The organism is Amphibiibacter pelophylacis, from assembly GCF_037688875.1.
Taxonomy (GTDB): domain Bacteria; phylum Pseudomonadota; class Gammaproteobacteria; order Burkholderiales; family Burkholderiaceae_C; genus Amphibiibacter; species Amphibiibacter pelophylacis.
The window spans coordinates 26,067-46,081 of the sequence record NZ_JAWDIE010000005.1 but is presented as its reverse complement, the minus strand read 5'-3'; the positions used below and the strand labels follow the sequence as shown (position 1 = coordinate 46,081).

Annotated in this window: 18 protein-coding genes and 1 tRNA gene; 9 read left to right on the top strand and 10 right to left on the bottom strand. The window is 67.2% G+C overall.

The features are described 5' to 3' along the window. Positions 1-9: 9 nt before the first annotated feature. Both plsY and RV045_RS04245 read left to right on the top strand, forming a co-directional pair. Entirely contained in the window at positions 10-732 is a 723-nt protein-coding gene (gene plsY / locus RV045_RS04250) for a glycerol-3-phosphate 1-O-acyltransferase PlsY (RefSeq protein ID WP_423234528.1), read from the top strand. Positions 733-774: 42 nt separating this feature from the next. After that, positions 775-850, top strand: a tRNA-His gene (locus RV045_RS04245). Between the two features lie 143 nt (positions 851-993). Here the strand turns inward: RV045_RS04245 and RV045_RS04240 are convergent. The 4 genes from RV045_RS04240 to eno form a co-directional block, all read right to left on the bottom strand. Then, entirely contained in the window at positions 994-1,683 is a 690-nt protein-coding gene (locus RV045_RS04240) for a Bax inhibitor-1 family protein (protein WP_423234527.1), read from the bottom strand. A 141-nt stretch (positions 1,684-1,824) separates the two neighbouring features. Continuing rightward, the gene (locus tag RV045_RS04235; RefSeq protein ID WP_423234526.1) at positions 1,825-2,391 is read right to left on the bottom strand and encodes an AAA family ATPase; all 567 of its coding nucleotides are present in this window, start codon (positions 2,389-2,391) and stop codon (positions 1,825-1,827) included. Positions 2,392-2,402: 11 nt separating this feature from the next. Further along, complete coding sequence (locus RV045_RS04230) at positions 2,403-2,696, bottom strand: FtsB family cell division protein (RefSeq protein WP_423234525.1); 294 nt, start codon at positions 2,694-2,696, stop codon at positions 2,403-2,405. Positions 2,697-2,726: 30 nt separating this feature from the next. Further along, positions 2,727-4,013, bottom strand: a complete 1,287-nt coding sequence (gene eno, locus RV045_RS04225; RefSeq protein ID WP_423234524.1) for a phosphopyruvate hydratase — start codon at positions 4,011-4,013, stop codon at positions 2,727-2,729. Positions 4,014-4,335: 322 nt separating this feature from the next. On the opposite strand from eno, the gene RV045_RS04220 reads away from it, so the two are divergent. Beyond that, positions 4,336-5,040, top strand: coding sequence for a helix-turn-helix transcriptional regulator (locus RV045_RS04220; RefSeq protein WP_423234523.1), 705 nt, complete (start codon positions 4,336-4,338; stop codon positions 5,038-5,040). Positions 5,041-5,070: 30 nt separating this feature from the next. Here the strand turns inward: RV045_RS04220 and metH are convergent, their stop codons facing one another. From metH to RV045_RS04200, 4 genes are all read right to left on the bottom strand, one after another. Next, positions 5,071-7,875: a methionine synthase gene (gene metH / locus RV045_RS04215; RefSeq protein WP_423234522.1), complete on the bottom strand. Its 2,805-nt coding sequence runs from the start codon at positions 7,873-7,875 to the stop codon at positions 5,071-5,073. Next, entirely contained in the window at positions 7,872-8,966 is a 1,095-nt protein-coding gene (locus tag RV045_RS04210) for a homocysteine S-methyltransferase family protein (RefSeq protein ID WP_423234521.1), read from the bottom strand. The genes metH and RV045_RS04210 overlap by 4 nt, the downstream gene beginning before the upstream one ends. Before the next feature lie 92 nt (positions 8,967-9,058). Beyond that, positions 9,059-10,264, bottom strand: a complete 1,206-nt coding sequence (locus tag RV045_RS04205) for a YbiU family protein (protein WP_423234638.1) — start codon at positions 10,262-10,264, stop codon at positions 9,059-9,061. Positions 10,265-10,342: 78 nt separating this feature from the next. After that, positions 10,343-11,368 (bottom strand): LacI family DNA-binding transcriptional regulator, encoded by a 1,026-nt coding sequence (locus tag RV045_RS04200; protein ID WP_423234520.1) that lies wholly within the window; start codon positions 11,366-11,368, stop codon positions 10,343-10,345. Between the two features lie 237 nt (positions 11,369-11,605). Between RV045_RS04200 and RV045_RS04195 the strand changes: the two genes are divergently transcribed. Then, positions 11,606-14,599 carry a fibronectin type III domain-containing protein gene (locus RV045_RS04195; protein ID WP_423234519.1) on the top strand — a complete coding sequence of 998 codons (2,994 nt, stop codon included), beginning with the start codon at positions 11,606-11,608 and terminating at the stop codon, positions 14,597-14,599. On the opposite strand, the gene maiA is transcribed toward RV045_RS04195, so the two are convergent. Continuing rightward, positions 14,575-15,225, bottom strand: coding sequence for a maleylacetoacetate isomerase (maiA, locus tag RV045_RS04190; RefSeq protein WP_423234518.1), 651 nt, complete (start codon positions 15,223-15,225; stop codon positions 14,575-14,577). The genes RV045_RS04195 and maiA overlap by 25 nt on opposite strands. A gap of 168 nt (positions 15,226-15,393) precedes the next feature. Here maiA and RV045_RS04185 point away from each other — a divergent pair, with 168 nt between their 5' ends. From RV045_RS04185 to RV045_RS04165, 5 genes are all read left to right on the top strand, one after another. After that, positions 15,394-16,299: a pirin family protein gene (locus RV045_RS04185; protein ID WP_423234517.1), complete on the top strand. Its 906-nt coding sequence runs from the start codon at positions 15,394-15,396 to the stop codon at positions 16,297-16,299. Then, positions 16,296-17,204, top strand: a complete 909-nt coding sequence (locus RV045_RS04180) for a pirin family protein (protein ID WP_423234516.1) — start codon at positions 16,296-16,298, stop codon at positions 17,202-17,204. Before RV045_RS04185 ends, RV045_RS04180 begins: the two co-directional genes overlap by 4 nt. A gap of 99 nt (positions 17,205-17,303) precedes the next feature. Then, positions 17,304-17,567, top strand: a complete 264-nt coding sequence (locus RV045_RS04175; RefSeq protein ID WP_423234515.1) for a type II toxin-antitoxin system CcdA family antitoxin — start codon at positions 17,304-17,306, stop codon at positions 17,565-17,567. Then, the gene (locus RV045_RS04170; RefSeq protein ID WP_423234514.1) at positions 17,567-17,884 is read left to right on the top strand and encodes a CcdB family protein; all 318 of its coding nucleotides are present in this window, start codon (positions 17,567-17,569) and stop codon (positions 17,882-17,884) included. The genes RV045_RS04175 and RV045_RS04170 overlap by 1 nt, the downstream gene beginning before the upstream one ends. Positions 17,885-17,926: 42 nt before the next feature. Beyond that, entirely contained in the window at positions 17,927-18,919 is a 993-nt protein-coding gene (locus RV045_RS04165) for a quinone oxidoreductase family protein (RefSeq protein ID WP_423234513.1), read from the top strand. Between the two features lie 29 nt (positions 18,920-18,948). Here the strand turns inward: RV045_RS04165 and RV045_RS04160 are convergent, their stop codons facing one another. Beyond that, positions 18,949-19,899 (bottom strand): ferritin-like domain-containing protein, encoded by a 951-nt coding sequence (locus RV045_RS04160; RefSeq protein WP_423234512.1) that lies wholly within the window; start codon positions 19,897-19,899, stop codon positions 18,949-18,951. Positions 19,900-20,015 lie beyond the last annotated feature (116 nt).

Below are 20,015 nucleotides of genomic sequence, written 5' to 3'. Positions count from 1 at the left end.
GAGAGCGTCATGCTCCTGCTGATCACGCTGGCGCTGTCGTATGCGCTGGGCTCGCTGTCATTTGCCATCCTGCTGCCGCGCCTGACCGGCGGCCCCGACCCGCGCACCTACGGCTCGGGCAACCCCGGCGCCACCAATGTGCTGCGCGCAGGCAACAGGAAAATCGCCATCGCCGTGCTGGTGCTGGATGCGCTCAAAGGCGCCATCCCCGTCTGGGCCGTGATGGTGCTGGACCCCAGCCAGAGCTTGGGCGCCGCTGCCCCCGCTGCAGCGGGTCTGGCGGCCTTCCTGGGCCACCTGTACCCGGTGTTTTTCCGCTTTCAGGGCGGCAAAGGTGTCGCGACCGCGATCGGCGCCGTGCTGGGCCTGCACGCGGGTCTGGCGCTGATGCTGCTGGTGATTTTTGCGGGCGTGCTTTACCGCTGGCGGCATGTCTCGCTGGCCGCCATGTGCGCGGCGGCGGCAGCGCCGGTGCTTTATGCGCTTTTCATCGCCACGGCCGGTGACGCGCTGGGCAACACCACGGCGCTCCTGCTGGTCATGGCGGCGCTGCTGGTCTGGCGCCACCGCGCCAACATCGAGCGCCTGCGCGCGGGCACTGAATCGCGCTGGCTGACGCCCGCCGAGAAACGCGCCCAGGCGGCTGAAAGCGATCAGAACTCCGAGACAGCCCCACACCCTGATACCCCTGCCGACGCGGCGGCAAGCCCCCCAAAAAATTCCGCCGACTGAAAACGTCCGCGCCATTTTTGGCTATAATCCGCGCTTCATGTGGTGGCTGTAGCTCAGCTGGTAGAGCCCCGGATTGTGATTCCGGTTGTCGTGGGTTCGAGCCCCATCAGCCACCCCAGAAATTCGAAACCCCGGTGAGAGATCATCGGGGTTTTTTGTTGGGCGCAACGTCTTCACAGTGCGGCGCACACGGATCTCCCAGAGCGCGCCCACAAAAAAAAGCGCACCGAGGTGCGCTTTCGAAGGTCAGGCCAGAGCCGCTTATTCGCGGTCGCCGCCGAAAATGCCCAGCAGAGACAGCAGCATCTGGAAGACGTTGTACAGGTTCATGTACAGCGCCAGGGTGGCGGTGATGTAGTTGGTCTCGCCGCCATCGATGATGCGCTTGACGTCGTACAGCATGAAGGCGCTGAAGAGGCCAATGCCTAGGGTCATCATGGCCAGCATGGCCGCGCTGGACTGCACGAACATGTTGATGATGAAGCCGAACATCAGCACGAAGGCGCCAACGGTCAGGAACTTGCCCATGCCGCTCAGGTCGCGCTTGATCACCGTGGCCAGCGACGCCATCACGAAGAAGATGCCGGCCGTGCCGCCGAACGCCGTCATGATCAGCGCGGCGCCGTTGCTGTAGCCCAGCACCATGGCGATCAGGCGTGACAGCATCAGACCCATGAAGAAGGTGAAGGCCAGCAGCAGGTAAACGCCTGCGGCACTGTCCTTGTTCTTCTCGATCGCGTACATGAAGCCAAACGCCCCAGCGAAGAAAATCACCATGCTGACCATGGGCGACATGGCCTGGAAAATGCCGCTCTGCACGCCGATGAAGGCGCCCAGCACGGTCGGCAGCAGCGACACGGCCAGCAGCAGATAGGTGTTGCGCAGGACACGGTGCTGGGCCTGCGCCAGGGTGCCGGTCGTGCCAGCGGGTAGGGGAGTATTCAGGTTCATCAGGGCCTCCAGAAATCGTCTTGCGAACCACCCGCCGGACGGGCCGTCGGCTGGGCCTGCAGGGAACCACAGGCGAAAACATCATAACAGCCGATGTTGTGGATCAGGGCCGTATTCACTCTGGCGGGACAGGACGAATATTCAGGTTTTTCCTGAATTATCGGCGCCAGATCGCCTGTCTTTACGATCATCCAGCACCCGCAGAATGGCGGTCCACGCCTGATCCAGGCGCTGTGCCAGCGGGCCATTCACCCGCACCCAGGGCAGGCCGTGATCAGCCAGAGTCTGCAGCAGGCGCTGCTGGACCGCATCGCGCACCTGAGGGCCGTCGCGCAGCGGGTCGGCCTGCCAGGGCAGATCGGTGTCGCTGACCAGCGTCAGGTCAAAGTGCAGCGCAGGGCCCTGCGCGGGCAGCGCGTGATCAAAGAAGTGCCTGCTGTAGACCTGCGTCATCAGGGCGCAGGTGTCGGCGATGACCAGATCGGCGCCACGCGCCGCCACCGCGATCCGGCGCTGCTGACGCCGCGCGATGTGAAACTGGTCCTCGCGCCCGGGCAGCCGGACGCCGTGCGGAGCGGCCTCGCACCAATCGCGCAGGTATTCGCTGACCTGGGCACAACGCAGCCCCTGGCTGGCGGCGCGCTGCGCCAGCGCCTGACAGAGGGTGGATTTGCCCGTGCTTTCGGCGCCCAGAATGCGGACGCGCACACAGGATCCCATCAGGGCTGGCGGCTGACGATGACGCGGATCTCGTTGGGTTTGACCATGCCCAGTTCGGAGCGGGCTTTTTCTTCGGCCATTTCCAGGCCGTCGCCCAGATCAGAAATCTCGGCCTGCAACTGGGCATTGCGCTGCTGCGCCTGGTCGTTGATGGCCACCTGGGTGGCCAGCTCGGTACTCATCTGCTGGATGCGCGCGTAGCTGCTGTCACCCCAGAACAGGCTTTTGCCCACCAGAACGAGCAGGACCAGCAGCAGCAGCGGCCAGCCCCGGTTCATCATCCACTGTCCCATGCCCGTCTCCGGCCTGCGGCCTGTGCGCGATCAGCGCAGGTTGTAAAACGCGCTGCGGCCGGGGTACACGGCCACGTCGCCCAGGTCTTCCTCGATGCGCAGCAGCTGGTTGTACTTGGCCATGCGGTCGCTGCGGGACAGCGAACCCGTCTTGATCTGGCCGGCGTTCAGGCCCACGGCAATGTCGGCGATGGTGGAATCTTCGGTCTCGCCCGAGCGGTGGCTGATGACGGCGGTGTAGCCCGCGCGCTTGGCCATCTCGATGGCGGCGAAGGTCTCGGTCAGCGTGCCGATCTGGTTGATTTTGATCAGGATCGAGTTGGCGATGCCCTTGTCGATGCCTTCTTTCAGGATTTTCGTGTTGGTGACGAACAGGTCGTCGCCGACGATCTGCACGTTCTTGCCCAGGCGGTCGGTGAGCAGCTTCCAGCCATCCCAGTCGCCTTCGGCCATGCCGTCTTCGATGGAGATGATGGGGTATTTGTCCACCCAGGTGGCCAGCATATCGGTCCATTCCTGGGCCGTCAGAGCAATGCCGCCCTCGCCTTCGAGAACGTATTTGCCGTCCTTGTAGAACTCGGAAGCGGCGCAGTCCAGGCCGATGGCGATCTGCTCGCCGGCGGTGTAACCGGCGGCGGCGATGGCGTCCAGGATGAGCTGGATGGCGGCTTCGTGGCTTTCGACGCTGGGCGCGAAACCGCCTTCATCGCCGACGGCCGTGCTGATGTGCTTGTCGTGCAGGATTTTCTTGAGCGCGTGGAAGGTTTCCGCGCCCCAGCGCAGCGCTTCGCGGAAGCTGCTGGCGCCCACGGGGATGATCATCAGCTCCTGCAGATCCAGGCTGTTGTTGGCGTGCGCGCCGCCGTTGACCACGTTCATCATCGGGACAGGCAGCTGCACGCCGCCCATGCCGCCAAAGTAGCGGTACAGCGGCAGGCCGGATTCTTCGGCGGCGGCACGGGCCACGGCCATGGACACGGCCAGCATGGCATTGGCGCCCAGGCGGGATTTGTTCTCGGTGCCGTCCAGATCAATCAGGGTTTTGTCCAGGAAAGCCTGCTCGGAGGCGTCCAGGCCCAGAACGGCCTCGGAGATTTCCCCATTGATGTGCTCGACCGCCTTGAGCACGCCCTTGCCCAGGTAGCGGCTTTTGTCACCGTCGCGCAGCTCGATGGCCTCGCGCGAACCGGTGGACGCCCCCGACGGCACGGCCGCACGGCCCATGGTGCCCGACTCCAGCAGCACGTCGCACTCGACGGTGGGGTTGCCGCGGCTGTCCAGAATTTCACGTCCAATGATGTCTACGATGGCACTCATGCGGGGTCCTTGGTGGCGACGCCAGCGGCGCCGGGTTGGGGGATGCTGCCCGGGATGATAGCGCTAACGGACGCCACGTCCCAGCCGGAGGACCGCTCTGGTCCACCATGGCGCTGATTATAGGCGCCACCCCCCTGCAGGGGGATGCACCACAGCGACGGCCCTGTGTCTGCGGGCCACAGTCCCTCTGCGGTATGCCACAAATAGTCACGGATCACCGCGTCAAGATCATTTTCCCGGGAGACAGCACAGGGATGCACGGCTTACGCTGGCCCTGCCTTTCGATGCGTTCCTGCCACGCCCTTTACCCCGGAGCCCTGCCATGCCCACCCTGCTGCTGGTCTGCGAAGACCTGGACCAAACCCCCGAATGGAATGACCTGCTGACCCGCTTCAACCGGGACAGCCCCAGCTCGCCGCAGGTTCTGGCCTGCGGCTGGCATCAGGCGCGACGCACGCTGCATGATCTGCGCCAGCGCAGCGCCGGACCCGCCTGGGTGGTCCTGCAGACACGCCGCGCGCAGCCCTGGCAGTGGCATGTGCTGGACGAAGTCCTGCAGCCCCTGCAGGACAGCGACGGTTCAGCCCCGGCCAGCGTGCTTCCCATGACGGCACGCAGCTACTCGGGCGGGCGGGCGCGCCTGCCCGGCCAGGCGGCCAAACCACCGCCTGAGCTTCAGCGGGTGATGGAGAACGTGCCCGCGCTGCACTGGGTCAGCGCCGGACAGACGGGGCGATCGCCGCTGGCCGCATCAGTCTCTTCGAAGGCCGTTGGGCTCAGGAGTCAGCCCACGCCCGGTCAGTGGCATCCTGGCCTGCTGAGCCAGCGCCGCCGCGAGGTGTTCGAGCTGATGGTGGATCTTTTCTATTACAAGGAGATCGCGCGTCGGCTGGGCATCAGCGCCGAAACCGTCAAAGATCACGCGCGCGGCATCCTGGAGGCCTGTGACTGCCGCGACCGGGTGGAGCTGGTCTCGCGCTGGGCCGAGTGGCTGCGCCAGCAGAACCGGGCCCAACCCGGTAGCTGACGCCGCCTCAAAAGGGGACAAACAGCAGCCTCAGAAGCCCAGCGACGGTGCCAGCGCGCTGCGTGCCGTGGCCTCGTCCAGACCGCAGCGGGCGGCCCAGTCGTGCATCTGGTCTTCGCCGATGCGCCCCACGTTGAAATAGGCCGCGTCGGGGTGCGCCAGGTAAAAGCCGCTGACGCTGGCGGCCGGGGTCATGGCCATGCTGTCGGTCAGATCCATGCCGATGGCGCGGGCGTCCAGCACGGCGAAGAGGTCGCGCTTGACCAGGTGATCCGGGCAGGCCGGATAGCCTGGCGCGGGGCGTATGCCCTGGTATTTCTCGGCGATCAGTGCGGCGCTGTCCAGCGCCTCGTCCGGCGCGTAGCCCCAGAAGTCGGTGCGCACGCGCTGGTGCAGGCGCTCGGCAAAGGCCTCGGCCAGACGGTCGGCCAGCGCCTTGATCATGATGGCGTTGTAGTCGTCGTGCGCGGCCTCGAATTCGGCGGCTTTTTTCTCGGCACCCAGACCAGCCGTCACGGCGAAAAGGCCGATGTGGTCGATGCGTCCGCTGTCCCGGGGCGCGATGAAATCCGACAGGCAGCGGTTGGGCCGCGCCGCGCCGTCGATCACCGGTCGCTCGGTCTGCAGGCGCAGCCCGCGCCAGGTCATCAGGGTGCGGCTGCGCTGGGCGTCGGCGTAAATTTCGATGTCGTCGCCCACGCTGTTGGCGGGGTAGAGCGCCATCACGCCGTGGGCCTGCAGCCAGCGGCCCTGGACGATTTTCACCAGCATCGCTTTTGCGTCGGCGTAGACCTTGCGCGCTGCGTCACCCACCACCTCGTCGTCCAGGATGGCCGGGTAGCGCCCGGCCAGGTCCCAGGTCTGGAAGAAGGGCGTCCAGTCGATGAAGGGCACCAGCTCGCCCAGATCGTAGGCCTTGAACTCGCGCCGCCCCAGCACGCGCGGTGCGGGCGCCAGGCGGGCCAGATCGCAGGGGAAGGCGTTGGCGCGCGCCTGCTGCAGCGTCACCAGCGGCGTCTGCTTTTTGCCAGCATGCAGGGCGCGGACCTGGTCGTAATCGCGCAGCAGCTCGGTCACGAACGCATCCTGACGCTCGGGACTGAGCAGGTCAGAGCACACACCCACGCTGCGGCTGGCGTCGGGCACGTAAACAATCGGGCCTTGGTAATGCGGCGCGATCTTGACCGCCGTGTGCACGCGGCTGGTCGTGGCGCCGCCGATCAGCAGCGGCGTGCGCCGCCCGGAAAACCAGGGGTCGCGCTGCATTTCGCGCGCCACGTGCTGCATCTCTTCCAGGCTGGGTGTGATCAGGCCGGACAGGCCGATGATGTCGGCGTTTTCTTCGCGGGCGCGCGCCAGAATGTCCTGCGCGGGCACCATCACGCCCATATTGATCACCTCGAAGTTGTTGCACTGCAAAACCACGGTGACGATGTTCTTGCCGATGTCGTGCACGTCGCCCTTCACGGTGGCGATGACAATTTTGCCCTTGGCGCGCACGTCCTGCCCGGCGGCCTGCATCTGGCGCTTTTCTTCCTCGATGTAGGGGATCAGGTGGGCCACCGCCTGCTTCATCACGCGGGCGCTTTTGACCACCTGCGGCAGGAACATCTTGCCCTGCCCGAACAGATCGCCCACCACGTTCATGCCGTCCATCAAAGGGCCTTCGATGACGTGCAGCGGCCGCAGCCCCTGCGCCGACAGGGCCTGCCAGCACTCTTCAGTGTCCTCGGTGATGAACTCGGTGATGCCGTGGACCAGCGCGTGCGACAGGCGCTGCGCCACGGTGGCGGGCGCCTCGGGCGTGCCGCGCCAGGCCAGGCGCTGGCCGGGGTCTTTGGCGGCGCCTTTGACGCTTTCGGCGATCTCCAGCAGGCGCTCGGTCGGCGTCAGCGTGGTGTCGTCGCCCTCGCGGAACTGTGGCGACCGGTTGAGCACCACGTCCTCGACGCGCTCGCGCAGCACCGGGTCCAGGTCGTCGTAGACGCCGATCATCCCGGCGTTGACGATGCCCATGTCCATCCCGGCCTGGATGGCGTGGTAGAGGAACACGGTGTGGATGGCCTCGCGCACGGGCTCGTTGCCCCGGAAGCTGAAGGACACGTTGGACACGCCGCCCGACACGCGCGCGCCGGGCAGGTTCTGCTTGATCCAGCGCGTGGCCTCGATGAAATCGACGGCGTAGTTGTCGTGCTCTTCGATGCCGGTGGCGATGGCGAAAATGTTCGGATCAAAAATGATGTCTTCAGCCGGGAAACCGACCTCGTCCACCAGGATGCGGTAGGCGCGCTCGCAGATGTCCCGCTTGCGCGCGGCGGTGTCGGCCTGGCCCTGCTCGTCAAAGGCCATGACCACGGTGGCGGCGCCGTAGCGGCGGATTTTTTTCGCCTGCGCCACAAACGGCGCGACGCCTTCTTTCAGCGAAATCGAGTTGACGATGCCCTTGCCCTGCACACACTGCAGCCCGGCTTCGATGACCTCCCATTTGCTGGAATCGATCATGATGGGCACGCGAGCGATGTCGGGCTCGACGGCGATCAGGTTCAGAAAGCGCACCATGGCCGCCTTGCTGTCCAGCATGGCCTCGTCCATGTTGATGTCGATGACCTGCGCGCCGTTCTCGACCTGCTGGCGCGCCACCGACAGCGCCTCCTCGAACTGCCCGGCCAGGATCATGCGCGCAAAGGCCTTCGATCCGGTGACGTTGGTGCGCTCGCCGATGTTCAGGAAGAGCGAGGCGCCGTCCAGCACCATGGGCTCCAGGCCCGAGAGGCGCATCGGAGGCACGGCCGCCGTCGCGGCGGCGTGAGAGGCGTTGGGGGCAGGCGCGCTCATGCAGCGTCTCCGGTCAGGGCGGTGAAGAGGCCTGCGTGCTGCACGCAGCGCGGCGCGTAAGGCGTCAGGCGCTGGGCGATGGCGCGGATGTGCTCGGGCGTGGTGCCGCAGCAGCCGCCCGCCAGGTTGAGGAATCCGGCGCGGGCAAAATCCTCCAGCAGGCCGCCGGTGACTTCGGGCGTCTCGTCAAAACCCGTCGCGCTCATGGGATTGGGCAGGCCTGCGTTGGGGTAGCAGCTGACGTAGGTGTCGGGCGCGACGCGGGCCAGCTCTTCGATGTAAGGCCGCATCAGCGCGGCGCCCAGCGCACAGTTCAGGCCGATGGCCAGTGGGCGCGCATGGCGCACCGAGTACCAGAAGGCCGCCACCGTCTGCCCCGACAGGATGCGCCCCGACGCGTCAGTGACCGTGCCGGAGATGATGACGGGCAGGCGCTCGCCGGTCTGCTCCATCAGCTCGTCCAGCGCGAAAATCGCAGCCTTGGCGTTGAGCGTGTCGAAAATCGTCTCGACCAGAAAGAGGTCCACGCCTCCATCCAGCAGGCCGCGCGCCTGCTCGAAATAGGCCGCTCGCAGCTGCTCGAAAGTGATGTTGCGCGCCGCCGGATCGTTCACATCCGGGCTGATGCTGGCCGTGCGCGGCGTGGGCCCGATGGCGCCTGCGACAAAGCGCGGGGCGTCGGGCGATTCGAACTTCTCCACCGCCTCGCGGGCGATGCGCGCCGAGGCCACGTTCAGCTCGTAGGCCAGTTCGCCCAGGCTGTAATCTTCCTGCGCGATCGAGGTCGCGCCGAAGGTGTTCGTCTCGATGATGTTGGCGCCGGCCTCCAGAAAAGCCTCGTGCACACGGCGGATGGCGTCCGGGTGGGTGAGCGACAGCAGCTCGTTGTTGCCCTTAAGCTGGCCGGGGTGGTCGGCGAAGCGCGTGCCCCGGTAGTCGTCTTCGGTCAGCCTGTCGTTCTGCAGCGTCGTGCCCATGCCGCCGTCGATGATGGCGATGCGCTTTTGCAGCAGATCCACCAGCCCCTGGCCGCGCGTGTAGGCGCTGGCCGCAGGGCGGGAGACGGGTTGGGAAGCGGATGGGGGCGACATGGCAGATCCTCGAATCCCGGCTGGGAAACAGCCTCAGGGCAAACCCGCAATTGTACGGGGATGGGTCAAAATCTGCCCGGTGTCCTGCCCTCTCAGCCCGCGTAGCCCATCACCTTGCGGCCCAGATCGCTGAGGTCGGCCGGGGTGCAGCGGCCCTCAAACGTGGTTTCGAAATCGTCCGGGGCGAAGTCGGGGGCGGAGCGGCCGGATTCGAAGGCGGGGCGCTGCATCGCGGCGTATTCGCGGTTTTTGGCGCAGTCGGGCGCGGGCGCGATGTACATCACGCTGGAATAGCCCGTGCCGCGGTGCACGTCCTCGACGCCGTGCAGCACGTCGGGGTGCCACCACACTGTGTCGCCCGCCTGCATGTGCGGAATCGAGCCATAGCCGCGCAGCAGCAGCTCGTGGTACTGCGGCACGATGGTCATGGCGCGCCCGGCAGCGGCGAAGCACAGCTCGTCCTCGGGCACGTCGTCCTGCAGCGCGCGCAGCAGCATCCAGGCCATGGCGTCGGCCACCGGCAGCAGCTGCAGCGTGCCGTCGCCGGGGCCCTGGGGCGTGAGCGCCGTCCAGGCCTGGAAGCTGCGGAACATGCGGCACACCGCCGGGGACGGAATCTCGCGCACCTGCGTGCGCTGCCAGGCGTCGAACGGATCGTACTGGGCCAGATCGCCGCCAAAGACGTGGCGGTAGACCTGCTGGTAGGCCGGATCCACCCAGCGCTCGATCGAGCCGCTGTCCACGTGCGCCGACAGGCCCAGCGAGGCATCGCCCGGCTGGCGGAAACGCACGCGGTCAGCGTAAACCAGGCTCTGGTCGGGGTCGAACTCGCGGCCGCGCTCCGATTCAAACTGCCACAGCCGGTTCATGAAACGGTGAACCTGCGCCATGGCCGGGTCGGTGCGCGCCTCCATTTGCGCCTGCGACCAGAACACGCCGTAAATCTGCGGTTTGGCGCTGGCCAGGGTGCTGAAGTAGTTGTCCACGGCGCCGTCTTTGGCGAGCTTGGCCAGATAGTCGTTGCGCGCCAGATACTCGGACAGGCTTTCGTTCCAGCGCTGCACGCGCGCGTCGTCAAAAACATTGCGCACGACCAGGCAGCCGCGCTGGCGGATGTGCGCCTTTTGCGCCTCGGTGATGCGGTCCAGATCGGCGAACTCGATCTGCGGCACGGGCTCCTGGCCGGCCGCGCGCTCGCGCTCGATCTGCTCGAGCTGGGCTTCGATGCGCGCCGTCATGGCGGCAAAGCGCTGCGGCAGATCGGTGATGCGGCTTTTCAGTTCGCGCTTGGTGGCCATGATGCGCTCGCGGTGCGGCTCGTTGGCCTGACGGGCGCGGTCCTGGGCGGGGTTCTGGAGGTTCATGGCGGCGTCTCTTCAGTGGGGGTTGAGCAGGGTGGGTGGAAACTGGATGGCGGGCGGCTCGAACAGCACCTGCGCCACCGCCTGATCGGGCTGGATCAGGTGGGCGATCAGGCTGCGGCCCAGCGTCAGCCCGGCCAGGTGCAGGTCTTCAAAACAGGTCAGCAGCGGCTGGCGCAGGTAGCGCGGCAGCGGGCTGCTGTACTTCAGTGCCAGATCAATGTCGCGGCCGACCTGCAGCCGGGCGTCGGCCAGCGCGCCCAGCAGCGGCAGCACCGGTGCCTCGCGCGACACGACCAGGCCGTCAAAATCAGCGGCATGGGCGCGGGCCCACTGGTAGAGCGCTTCGGGGCTGTCGTCCAGCGAAATCGCCTCGATGACCTGCCCGGTCAGCCCGCGACCCGCCAGCACCGGCCGCTCGCAGGTCGCGCGAAAGCCCTGATCCAGGTGACCGCGAAAAGCGCTGCCCGGCATGGGCAGTAGCAGCCCAAGGCGACGGCGCTGGCGCGACGCCAGCGCCTCCACAGCCCGTGCGGCGAATCGGCCATTGTCGAAATCGACGTGTCCGTGCGTGGCCAGCGGCTGCGTGCGCCCGTGCGTGACGAAGGGGAAACCGCGCTGCTGCAGCCAGTTCACGCGGGCGTCCTGCGGCGTGGTGTGCGCCAGCACCAGACCATCGGCCATGCCGCGCTCGACGACGTAGCGCACGCTGGCCAGCGGATCCTGCGGATCGTCCGGCAGCACGATGAGCTGGTAATCGCTGCCCTGCACCGATTCGCCCAGACCCAGCAGCAGCGCCTGAAAGCCGGGCTGGCTGGCGTCCGGCCGGTCCATGATGAAGGCCAGCACCTGCGTGCGCCCGGTTTTGAGGTGCAGCGCCGCTCGGTCACGCACATAGCCCAGCTCCTGCGCGGCGCGCAGCACGCGCTCGCGCGTGGCGGGAAGCACCCGGCTGGACCCCGACAGCGCCCGCGACACCGTGGCCAGCGACAGGCCGGTGGTCTGCACCAGGGTGTGGAGGGTGGCTTTTTCCAGGGGCATGACGGGTGTGGCGCGGGTTGAGCCGCAGATCAATTGAGGCTCAATTATGTAAACGTTTACATTTTTGTCAATAGGGGTTTTACTGAACAGTAAACCTTTGTTTTATTGAGACATTTTTCCGGTTTCCAGCCAGGCTCCACCGCCTGGGTTCACCGGCGTGAACTAGTGCCCAGCCGCCGTTGGCCCAAAGGGATTCAATCAACACGAAATAAAAAAGACTGTGTGAGAGGACGCCCTATGTCGAAAATGCGCAGGCTTTATCCAGGCGGTCGGCTCAAGCCCAATCTGGTGTGGGGCGTGATAGGCAGCCTGGTGTTGGTGCTGGCCGCCTGCGGGGGCGATGCTGCTGCTCCAGCAAGCGCTGTGGGGCCATCGGGCCCTGTTCCGGTCGAGAGTGATCCGATCCCGGCGCCCCCCGCGACAGACTCGATCAGCGGCGTGCGCGTGGCGGCAGCGACCACCACACTGACGCTCAGCTGGCCCGCAGTGCCGGGCGCCCAGCAGTACTACGTCTACCGCCTGGAGGGCCGCGCAGCCACAGCGCCAGCGGAGGAGACCGCAGGCGAGGCGCTGCCTCTCGCCCGCACCCTGGTGTGCGGCACCACGGACATCCGCTGTGTGGACGAGAGCGGCTCGTCGGCCGAGGACGGCAGCAGCACCCGCTTCGAGGTCGAAGCCCAGAAAAGCGACGGCAAGGTCATCGCCCGTCTGGGGACCGTGGGGGACACTGCCAGCAGCCAGGGCGCGCCCCAGGGCCTGGTGCTGGCCACCGGCGACAGCCAGCTCAGGCTGCGCTGGGGCGCCGTGCGCGGGGCCAGCCACTACAGGGTTTCAGGGGGACGGCTGGCGCAGGACACCCGGGTCAAAGGCATCAGCCTCATCGACCAGGGGCTGGACCCGCAGGGGGTTTACACCTACAGCATCCGCTCGTGCAACCGGCGCGACCTGTGCTCGCAGCCCACCAGCCAGACCCTGACCGGACAGGGCGAAGCCCTGACGCAGCCCGAAACGCCCCGCCTGCTGCTGGCCCGCGCACAGGCCACCCGACTGAGCCTGACCTGGCCCGCCGCATCTGGCGCGCAGACCTACAGGCTGAGCCGCGACGGCCAGCCACTGGCCGCCGATCTGAAAGGGACTGATACGGCCTACACCGACACCGGCCTGCAGACCGCCGTCAGCTACCGCTACACCCTGCAGGCCTGCAATCCGCTGGGCTGCTCGGCGCCCAGCGCTGCGCTGGACGCCAGTACGGTGCCGCTGTACCCGGTCGAAGTTCAGGTCACCGGGCTGGACACGCGCCGCAGTGGCGCAGAACTGCAGATCAGCGCCACGCTGGGGGCCGACACCCAGGTGCTGGCGCTGGGCGCAGACACCGTGCAGCTGGGCGTCCTGCCCGTGTCCGCCCCCGTGACCGTTCGGGTGCGCCATCAGCCGACCAACGGCCAGGTCTGTTCGGTCAGGCCGGCGGGTCCACAGCCCGTTGCCGCAGGCGTCAACGTGATCCTCATCCGCTGCAGCACGCCGGTGGCCCTGTCGTATCCGCAGGCCAGCGTGACGCTGCCGCTGGTGCGAGGCGTCACCCACATGGCGCCCCAGCGGCCGCAGGTCTGGGTGGGCAGCGACCTGCTGTCGCCGCAGCCTCTGGCGGGCTGGACCTACAGCAGCAGTGACCCGGCTGTTGTGACTGTCGACGCCCAGGGCGGTCTGAGCGCCGTGGGCCTGGGCCGGGCGCAGATCAGTGCGGTGCTGGAGTCGGACCGTTTCAGCTCCCGGGGCACGGCGGCGGTCTATGGGGTGAGCGTCCTGCCGGCCACCCATCTGCCGCCCGAAGAACGCAACGCTGCACAGACTGTCGCCCTGGAGCGGCTGGATCTGACGCAGGTTTTCGCGCAGAACATCAGCAGCCCCGGCCAGCTTGTCATCCCGGGCCGGGAACTGATGGTGCGGGCTTTTCTGCGCGCGCTGACGCCGCAGGCCGTTGCGCCCCCGCAGATGCTGCTGCGCGCCCGGGTGCCCGACGGCCGCGAGCAGCAGGTCCTCATGGCCTGCCCCGTGCAGGTGCCCGGCGCCGGGCAGCCGGCAGACCCCCATGCCCTGTACAGCCTCGAAGCCGCCTGCACCGGCGTCATCACGGACACAGAACTGGTCCAGGAGGGCCTGCAGCTCACTGTGGCCTCCGCCGACGGCAGCCTGGTGCAGCGCGGGTGGCCCCGGGTGAACCACAAGGGGCAGATCAACATCCATCTGGTGCCGATCCAGATCGGTACCCAGCGCGCAGAACTCCCGGACAGCGACGCGCTGGCCCGGGCCGTGATCCGCACGCTGCCCGTCGCAAAGGTACAGATCACGCGGTCAAAGCCGCTGGTCGTGCCCGCGTCGGGCAGCGACAGCGTCCTGTTTCGCCAGACACTGCTCAAGCTGCGCAGCCTGAGCGAAGCCGAAGGCGCGCGCCGACACTGGTTTGGCGTGATGCCCCAGCCCGCCACGCTGGCGGGCGGAGAGCTGCTGTCCAGCCTGAGCGAAATCGGGGGCCGCACAGGCGCCTCGGTGGGCGTGGCGGACGAGCGCACTTTTCTGCACGCCCTGGGCCACAACCTGAACCTGGAGCACGCGCCGTGCGGCCGGGTCGGCCAGACCGACAGCGCGTACACCGAGGCCGCCTGGCCGGGCGCCAGCCGGGGTCTGCTGAGCAGCACCCCCATTTTTGACAGTCTGGCGGGCACGCTCATCAACCCCCTGCAGAGCCAGAACACCGGGAGCCAGACCGACATCATGGGCCAGTGCTTTGGCAACTGGTTCTCGGAGTACGGCTTCCTGCGGGCCGCGAAGCACATGGAGGAAGACAGCGGCCTGCGCTACACCGACGCCACCAGCCCGGAACTGATCGAAGCGGGCGAGCCGGTGCTGTACATCTCAGGCACGATCAGTGCGCAGGGCGAAGTTCATTTCAACCCCTTGCAGCTGTTCGCGTCGAGCCGGGTCTCTGCCAGCAGCGGCAGCTACACCCTGCGCGTGGTGATGCGCAATGGCAGCGTGCACGAGCAGCACTTCAGCGCCGATGCGGTCAGCGCCGATCCGCTGGTGGCGCAGGTGTTCGGGGTGAAAACGCCCCGTCTGACCGACATCGTGCGCCTGGAGATCGTCGCGGCAGGCCGGACACTGCCCCTCCAGCCGCCCAGCGCGGGGGGCGTGGCAGCGGCGGGGGCTCAGGCCACGTCGGCATCCCCCTGACACTGCGGCGCCGCCTGGCAAAAGGCCGCAAGCGTCAGGCAATGCTCAGCGATGCGGCGCAGCGTCGGCATCGCGTCCAGATCGCAATCCACGCGACGGGCGTTGAAGACCTGCGGCACCAGGCAGCAGTCGGCCAGCGTGGGCGTATCGCCGTGGCAGAACAGGCCGGTGTGCGGGCTGCGGACCAGCATCTGCTCGACGGCCGCCAGGCCCTGCTCCACCCAGTGACGCGACCAGGCGTCGCGCGCGTCGTCGCCCGCGCCCAGCTCGCGCTTGAGGTAGCGCAGCACGCCCAGGTTGCCCAGCGGGTGGATGTCGCAGGCGATGGTCTGCGCGATGGCGCGCACACGGGCGCGCTCCAGCGGCGCGGCGGGCAGCAGCGGTGGCTCGGGCCGGGTTTCGTCCAGATACTCGATGATGGCCAGCGACTGCGTCAGCACCTCGTCCTCATCGACCAGCGCGGGCACCTTGCCCGCCGGGTTGACGGCCAGAAACGCGGCCTGATGCTGCTCGCCACCGCCACGCCGCAGATGCACGGGAACGGCCTGCCAGTCCAGGCCCTTCAGGTTCAGCGCGATGCGCACGCGAAACGCGGCCGAGCTGCGAAAGAAGGTGTAAAGCTGCATGGTGATCTCCTCAGGGTTCCGGCCAATACCCCACATCATGCCCGCACATCATTCCCCTGCCGCGCCTGGTGCAGTCCAGGCAACAGTCTGTTCGCCGATGGCCCCTGACGCGATCCCGGGGTGCCCCCTAGAATGGCCCGAACCCGTTCAGATTCAGAAGGATGCCCCATGAAACAGGTGATTGCACAGATTCCCGCCCCCGGCCGCCACTGGGTGGGCGACGGTTTTCCCGTCCACGGCATGTTCGGCTACCAGCAGGGCGCGCTCGCCCGCAGCCCCTTCCTGATGCTGGATTACGCCGCACCCATGGATTTCCCGCCCAACCCCGGCGCCCAGCGGCGCGGCGTGGGCTCGCACCCGCACCGGGGCTTCGAGACCGTCACCATCGTCTACGACGGCGAAGTGCAGCACCGCGATTCGGCGGGCGGTGGCGGCGTCATCGGCCCGGGCGACGTGCAGTGGATGACCGCCGGGCGCGGCCTGGTCCACGACGAATTCCACTCCGACGATTACAGCGCACGCGGCGGCCCCTTCCACATGGTGCAGCTGTGGGTCAACCTGCCGCAGAAAGACAAGATGACCACGCCGCGCTACCAGGCCATCACCGACGCGACCATTCCGCGCGTGACGCTGCCCGGCGGCGCAGGCACGGCGCGCCTGATCGCAGGCGAGCTGGCGGGCCAGCGCGGCCCGGCGCAGACCTTCACCCCCATGAACGTCTGGGATGTGCAGATCGCTGCGGGCGCCACCGTGCATCTGGATCAGCCCGACGGCTGGACCGCGCTGGTGCTGGTGCAGTCGGGCGAAGTGACGGCGGGCGACGGCGCACAGGCCAGACACGCCGGGCCGGCCTCGCTGCTGCAGTTCAGCCGCGAAGGCCGCACGCTGGCGCTGACCGCGCAGTCCGACGCACGCCTGCTGCTGATGGCGGGCGAGCCCATCGCCGAGCCCGTCGTCGGCTATGGCCCCTTCGTGATGAACACGCAGGACGAGATCGTCCAGGCCATCCAGGATTTCAACAGCGGCCACTTTGGCGAAATCGTCGAAACCGTGACAGCCGGAACGCCCGCATGAGCGCGACCATACAGCGCTACCCCTCGCGCGAATCGCGCATCGGCGAGGACACGCTGATCCGCCGTGCCCTGCCCCACCGCGACCGCCGTCTTGTCGGCGCGTGGTGTTTTCTGGACCACGCCGGGCCCACCGTGTTCGCCAGCGGCAAAGGCCTGCACGTGGGCGCGCACCCGCACATCGGCCTGCAGACCTTCACCTGGATGATCGAAGGCGAGGTCATGCACCGCGATTCGCTGGGTTACGAACAGGTCATCCGCCCCGGCCAGGTCAACCTGATGACGGCCGGACGCGGCATCGCGCACAGCGAAGATTCGGTGCGCGATGGCGACGCCCTGCACGCCGCGCAGCTGTGGATCGCGCTGCCGCAAGCGCACGCGAACTGCGAACCCGCGTTCGCCCACCACGCCAATCTGCCCAGATGGAGCCAAGGCGGGTTTGACGCCACGCTGCTGGTCGGCACGCTGGGCGGCCAGACGGCGCCCGCACAAGTTTTCAGCCCGCTGCTGGGCCTCGATCTGACCAGCACGGGCGCGGCGCACACGTCCATCGAGCTGGACACGCGCTTCGAGCACGCCGCCATCGTGCTGCGCGGCGCCGCCACGCTGGCAGGCGAAGCGCTAGCCCCCGGCGACTGGCTGTACTTTGCGACAGGCCGCACCCGCCTTGACGTGTCCTGCGACAGCGAGGCCCAGATTCTGCTGCTGGGCGGCGAGCCGCTGGGCGAGGACATCCTGCTGTGGTGGAATTTTGTCGGCCGCACGCAAGCTGACATTGAAGCCGCGCTGGCCGACTGGCAGGCGGATGACTCCACGCGCAGCGCCCGTTTCGGTCCCCTGCCCACGGGCAGCCGCGCAGCCCCGCTGCTCGCCCCGAGGCTGGAAGGGGCTCTGAAGGCGGGGCGATGATGGCTGGGAAGGCGCTCAGGCCCTGCCCCGTCATCCGCTGGACAGCCTGACTTTTTCCACCTAAGCTATGCGCATGTTTAATGCGCAAAGATCATCCTCATGAACAGCCCTCACGCGGCCATCGAGGCCCGCCCGTCACATTCGGGCAAACGAGCCACCAACCTGAGCCTGAGTGCCGATATCCTGGATGCGGCCCGCTCTTTTGGCATCAATGTCTCCCAGGTGTGCGACAGCCACTTGCGACAGGTTGTGCGCCAGGAGCGGGAGCGCCGCTGGCGCGATGAGCATGCCGATTTTGTCGCCGCCTACAACGCCACGCTGGACGCCGAAGGTCTGCCGCTAGACGAGTGGAAAAGCTTCTGATGGCCCGCTTTGACGTTTACGCCAACTCCGGACGGCATGCCGATACCACGCCTTACCTGCTTGATGTGCAAAGCGATCTGCTCGACGGGCTGGACAGCTGCATGGTGATTCCGCTGCGCCGTCTGGCGGTCTTCCCCAAAGTCAGGGTGCCCGACCGTCTGATGCCTGTGCTGCATATTGGTGGGCAGGATCTTCTGCTTGAAACACCCAAAATGGGCGCTGTCCCAAGACGGATTCTGGCCGCGCCTGTGGCGTCAATAAGCAGTCAGCAGGAAACCATCATTGCGGCGCTGGATTTCCTCTTCCAGGGGTATTGACGGCCTGCGCCACAATCCCCCCAAACCACCACGGAGCCCCCCATGACCCACCCGACCCGCGCCATCCGCATCCACCAGACCGGCGGCCCCGAGCAGCTGCAGCTGGATCACATCACAGCCGGCGAACCCGGCCCGGGCGAGGTGCGCATCCGCCACCACGCCATCGGGCTGAACTTCATCGATGTGTACCACCGCACGGGCCTGTACCCGCTGGCGCTGCCCGCCACGCTGGGCGGCGAAGGCGCCGGGGTGATCGAAGCCGTGGGCGACGGCGTCACGCACCTGAAGGTGGGCGACCGCGCGGCGTACGCGGGCGCGGGGGCAGGCAGCTACTGCGACGTTCGCGTGCTGCCCGCCATGACGGTCTGCCGTCTGCCGGACAACATCGCTTTTGACACGGCGGCGGCCATGATGCTCAAGGGCCTGACGGCACAGTACCTGCTGCTGGGCTGCCGCCCGGTCGAGGGGCTGAATTCGGGCGATCACGTGCTCTTTCACGCGGCTGCGGGCGGTGTCGGCCTGATCGCCTGCCAGTGGGCGCGGCATCTGGGCCTGAAGCTGATCGCCACGGCGGGCAGCGACGAGAAATGCGCGCTGGCTCTGGAGCACGGCGCGGTGCACGCCATCAATTACCGCACGGAGAACTTCGCCCAGCGCGTGCGCGAAATCACGGGCGGTGCGGGCGTGAAAGTGGTTTATGACTCGGTTGGCAAAGACACCTGGGAAGGCTCGCTTGATTGCCTGCAGCCGCTGGGGCTGATGGTCAGTTTTGGCAATGCATCCGGACCGGTGCCGCCTTTTTCGCCCGCCATCCTGGCGGCGAAGGGTTCGATCTACGTCACGCGCCAGACCCTGTTCAGCCACATCCGCACGCGGGAGCGCTGCCAGGCCATGGCCGATGCACTGTTTGAGGTGGTGAGCAGCGGCGCGGTGAACATCCGCATCGACCAGCGTTACCCGCTGGAGCAGGTGCAGGAAGCCCACCGCCACCTGGAAGCCCGCGCGACCACGGGCAGCACAGTGCTGCTGCCCTGAGGTCAGACGGAGTCAGGCCTCTGCAGCGGTCAGGCCACAGCGCCGTTAACGCCCGCCGGGAAAAAGCCCCCGGCGGTCTTGTCGGCGTTGAGGTAGACGATGCGCAGCACGTCATTGGGCGTGCGGCTGTAGGCAATGCCGTTGGCGTCGGTCGGGACCACATTGGCCACACCGGCCACGGTGATCCCTTGGTCGGCGCCGTTGCTCATGCCAGCAGCGATGGCATCGCTGCTGACCGCGCCCCGGATGGCCGAGATCTTGTTGGCCGCATCAATGACGCCATCGGCCTGATTCACCAGGAAGCCGCGCACCAGCCCTGCGTGGTAGGCCTCGACGGCCATGATGCCCGCAGCGGCGTCCAGTACAGCGGCATTCTTGGCCAGGAAACCGGCCGCGCCCTTGTAGGCGGTGACGCCCACGTCTTCGAACACGAAGGCGCCAATCATGAAGCTGGTTTCGTCGGCATAGGGGTCAAAACTGTCGCCCACACCGGCCGCTTTGGCCGCGGCATTGAACGAGTTCTGCAGATCAATCGCGGGCTGTGACACCGCTGCAGCGCCCAGCGCCTTGCGCAGGAAGCGGACGTGGTTGAACTCGTCTTCGGCGATTTCCTGGGCGTATTCGCGCAGGCGCTTGCTGGTGAAGTTCACCGCACGGCCCCCCGTCACGGCGCCGCGCGTGCCCACGCCGTCCAGGCCCATGGTGTCGCCAGAGGCCTTCAGATCGGCTTCCAGATCGCGGCCCACGGCGCGCAAGTAGAACTGGGCTTCCAGGTATTCGAGGTTGAGCGCGAAGTTCAGCACATCGCTTTCGCTGGGCGCATTGGCCTGGGCGATGGCTTCGCTGACGCTGCCGCCACAGGCGCTGAGCACAGCGCCTCCGACAAGACCCGCCGTCACGCCCGCGCTGCGGCGGAAAAAGTTGCGGCGGTCTTCGCGGCTCATGTCGCGACGGGCCGAGAGGTCAAAAAGGTCTTTCATGGGGGTCTCCGGTTAGGGTGATGTCTGGTCAGACATCTCCCTATACGGAGCTCGGTGGCGGCTGGATGCAGCCCGGCACCAGATTTCAGTCAAACCCAGGGTTAATCCTGGGTTAA